Source organism: Roseovarius sp. MBR-154, assembly GCF_053628595.1.
This window is the reverse complement of sequence record NZ_JBRJGR010000053.1, coordinates 1-3666: the sequence shown is the minus strand read 5'-3', so window position 1 is coordinate 3666 and position 3666 is coordinate 1. Positions and strand designations below refer to the sequence as shown.

The window sequence follows — 3666 nt, the reverse complement described above, 5'->3', positions numbered from 1 at the left end:
TGCCGCCTCGCGCGATTCAGAGCACGATTGCAAGTCTTGGACCGGAGTTCATGCCTTGGGCACAACCTCTCTGATTTCGGGGCGAACTCGACGTTAATGACCGCACAGTCTGGCAGGAAGTCGTCTGACGATTTAACCTTCCGACTTATCCCAGATAGACCTTGCTGGACGGATAGCTCAGACGAGGTGTCGACCGTGTGGCGAGGAAAAACCCCAGCGTCAGCGGGCCGACGCGACCGATGAACATCACCGCGATGATCACCGCGCGGCCGAACCCGTCCAACTCGCCCGTCGCCCCGCGCGAGAGGCCGACGGTGCCGAAGGCGGAGGTCACCTCGAAGGCCAAGTCGAGGAAATCCCCGTCATGCGAGATCGTAATCAGGAAAATCGCCATGAAGACGGTCAGCATACTCACCATTGTGAGGGCCAGAACCTTCATCACCTCGTCCGGACCGAGGCTGCGGCCGAAGACGTGAAACTGCGTGCGCCGCCGGAAGAACGCGATCGTGGCCAGAAGCAGGACGATGAAGGTCGTCACCTTGATGCCCCCCGCCGTCGAGGTGCTGCCACCGCCGATCACCATCAGCGACATGAACATCATTGCCGTGCTGTCATGAATGCCGCCGATATCCACCGTGTTGAACCCGGCGGTGCGCGTCGTCACCCCCTGGAACCAGCTCGCCCAGAGCCGCGCCCCGATGTCCTCGAGCCCGCCAAGCGTGGCCGGATTTGTCCATTCCAGGGCCGCGAAGGCCAGCACCGACCAGACGATCAGCGCGAGGGTGCCGACCACCATCAGCTTGGTGTGCAGCGAGAATCCGTGCCAGCTGCGCCTGCTGTAAAGTTCCGTCACGACGATGAAGCCAAGCCCGCCAAAGATGAAAAGCGCCGGCACGGTGAGGTTGATGATCGGGTCACCGACCCATCGCGACAGGCTGTCGGGAAAAAGCGCGAAGCCTGCGTTGTTGAAGGCTGAGACAGTATGAAACAGCGCCTGCCACAGACCCATTGGCCAGCCGAATTCGGGCACGAAGACCACGGACAGGAGCACCACGCCCACAAGCTCGCAGGCCAGCACCACTTTCAGGATGCCGCGCACCAGTTTCATCAGGTCGGTGATCGAGGTCTGGTTCAGATCCTCGCGCAGGAAAATGCGGTGTGACATGCTCAGCGGCAGCCCCAGCATCGACAGCACCAGCACCGCGAAGGTCATCAGCCCCAGTCCGCCCAGCTGGATCAGCACCATTACCACCGCCTGCCCGAAAATCGTCAGCTGGCTGCCGGTGTCGATCACCACCAGCCCGGTCACGGTCACGGCCGAGGTGGCGGTGAAGATCGCATCCGACCAGGTGATCGGCTCGGGAGTCGCAACGGGCAGTTTCAGCAACACCGCGCCGGTGGTGATCAACACCGCATAAAGTGCCGCGAGAATCGCGGGAGGCGGGGTCCGAAGGCGGCCGCCCCGCCGGGTCCATGCAACACGTGCCACGTCTCAGAGCCCGTCCGCGAAACGACGCAGGTTCTCTCTCCGGCCAAGCAGCAGCAATTTGTCATCGGTCTGAAGCTCGGCCGCGCCCGACTCGCAGGATATGAATTCGCTGCCCCGCATGAGGCCAAGCGACCGCAGCTCGAATCCATCCGCAAGCCCGACCGCATCTACACGTCTGCCGTCAAGGCCCTCCGGCACGCGGAAATCGACGACGTGAAAACCGTTGCCGAGGCTGACATAGTCTCGCACCAGCGGGTTGTGCAACATCTGCGCGATGTGCCGCCCGATCTCTTGCTCCGGCTGGATGACGCGGTCGGCGCCCAGCTTCGTGAGGATGCGATGATGCGTGCGGCTCATCGCCTTGACCCAGATCGTCGGCACGCCGAGCAGCTTGACGTTCATCGTGCACAGAATGTTGGCCTCGAGCTCTTCGCCGATCGCCACGACGGCCACGTCGTAAGTGCCCACACCGGCCTCGCGCAACGCCTGCTCGTCACGCCCGTCGGCGATCACGGCTTCTGTCAGCGTGTCGGCTACACGGGATACATTGCGCTCCACGGTGTCGATCCCCAGAACATGATTGCCGAACCGCGCCAGTTCCGAGGCCACTGTCGTGCCGAAGGTGCCAAGCCCGATCACGGCGACACTGCGATTTTTCTGTCTGGACATGCCGACCTCTTCTGCTGCGACTGGCCTATTACTTGGCATTCTCGTGGTCAACAAAACAGCTCTTATATGCCCCGTCACGCCGTTTCAGGGCAAGTTTCGTTGGATTCGTGGTCTGACTCGCATGGTGCGAGAATAATGGCAGACGACTTCTCCGACTCCTTGTGCCAATGGCGTTCCGGTAGAAATGGTGGATGTTCGCGTGCTGGCTATCGAGTGCTCCAGTGCACAGCCGTCCAGTTAAGTTTCGGAATATAAATTATTTCTATGCTTATTTTATGGTCTCTGGCTGAACTTCACCTGTCCATCCTATGCCCGGCTGCCGCATCTATCGGGTCTCTGATGGTATCTGGAGGAATGATACACGGGCTTCGATCTCGTGCTCGGTGGCATCACTGCCACAGCACTTCTCGTCTACCTGCTGGCCGTGCTCTTGCGGCCGGAACGGTTCTGAGGGGTGCAGCATGGCACATCAACACAACAGTTCGATCTTTTCATTCGGCCTTGTCGGTCCGGCGATGCGTGAGAGCGTCGTCAAACTCGACCCGCGCCAGCTGATCCGGAACCCGGTGATGTTCACTACGGCCACCGTCGCCCTTTTGGCGACGGTTCTGCTGATCCGCATCATCGTAGTCGGAGGTGATATCGTCTTTGAGGCGCAGATCGTGTTCTGGCTTTGGCTGGCCGTGCTGTTCGGCAACTTTGCCGAAGCATTGGCAGAGGGTCGCGGCAAGGCGCAGGCGGCCTCGTTGCGGTCGACCAAGGCGGAACTGAAAGGCAAGCGCCTCAAGGGCGACAGCCACAAGCTCGTATCCGCCAGCGAGCTGCGCGCGGGTGACATCGTGCTGGTCGAGACCGGCGATCAGATCCCGGCGGACGGTGAGGTGATCGAAGGCGTGGCCTCGGTCAACGAGGCGGCGATCACCGGGGAATCCGCGCCGGTGATCCGCGAGGCGGGCGGCGACCGGTCTGCCGTCACGGCGGGCACGCAGGTGATCTCGGACTGGATCAAGGTTAAGGTGACGGCAGAGCCCGGCGAGGGTTTCTTTGACCGGATGATCAGCCTTGTCGAAGGCGCAACCCGCGCCAAGACGCCGAACGAGGTCGCGCTGACGGTCCTGCTCACGGGGCTGACGCTTATCTTCATGATCGCGGTCGGCACGCTGCCTGCCATTGCCGCCTATGCGGGCGGGGCGATCCCGGTGCCGGTGCCGGTGGCGCTGTTCGTGGCGCTGATCCCGACAACGATCTCGGCGCTTTTGTCAGCCATCGGTATCGCAGGCATGGACCGGCTGATCCGCTTCAATGTCTTGGCCAAGTCGGGTCGCGCGGTCGAGGCGGCCCCCGATGGTGCCAAGATGGTCGCCTTCTCGGCGCAGACGCGCGTGAGCGGCATCGACATCGGTGAGCGCCAAATCCGAAAGGGTGCTGTCGACGCAATCCTCAAGCTGCATGATTTCGACCAAGGCGCTGTCAGGCAGATGCGCAGCCTGACCGAACGGATCGCACGG

4 protein-coding genes are annotated in these 3666 nt (G+C 62.0%); 2 read left to right on the top strand and 2 right to left on the bottom strand.

What is annotated here, in order from left to right:
- Nucleotides 1-145: 145 nt before the first annotated feature.
- Nucleotides 146-1489 (bottom strand): TrkH family potassium uptake protein, encoded by a 1344-nt coding sequence (locus ACSSV4_RS22945; protein WP_454277302.1) that lies wholly within the window; start codon nt 1487-1489, stop codon nt 146-148.
- A 3-nt stretch (nt 1490-1492) separates the two neighbouring features.
- Nucleotides 1493-2158 carry a potassium channel family protein gene (locus ACSSV4_RS22940; protein WP_454277301.1) on the bottom strand — a complete coding sequence of 222 codons (666 nt, stop codon included), beginning with the start codon at nt 2156-2158 and terminating at the stop codon, nt 1493-1495.
- A gap of 376 nt (nt 2159-2534) precedes the next feature.
- Here ACSSV4_RS22940 and kdpF point away from each other — a divergent pair, with 376 nt between their 5' ends.
- The gene (kdpF, locus tag ACSSV4_RS22935) at nt 2535-2609 is read left to right on the top strand and encodes a K(+)-transporting ATPase subunit F (protein ID WP_454277303.1); all 75 of its coding nucleotides are present in this window, start codon (nt 2535-2537) and stop codon (nt 2607-2609) included.
- A gap of 10 nt (nt 2610-2619) precedes the next feature.
- Nucleotides 2620-3666, top strand: a 1047-nt coding sequence (locus ACSSV4_RS22930; protein ID WP_454277300.1) for an HAD-IC family P-type ATPase, incomplete at its 3' end; no start/stop codon positions are given.

Coding starts and splice junctions, on each gene's coding strand:
- ACSSV4_RS22940 (WP_454277301.1), bottom strand. CDS start 2,158: ATGTCCAGACAGAAAAATCGCAGTGTCGCCGTGATCGGGCTTGGCACC.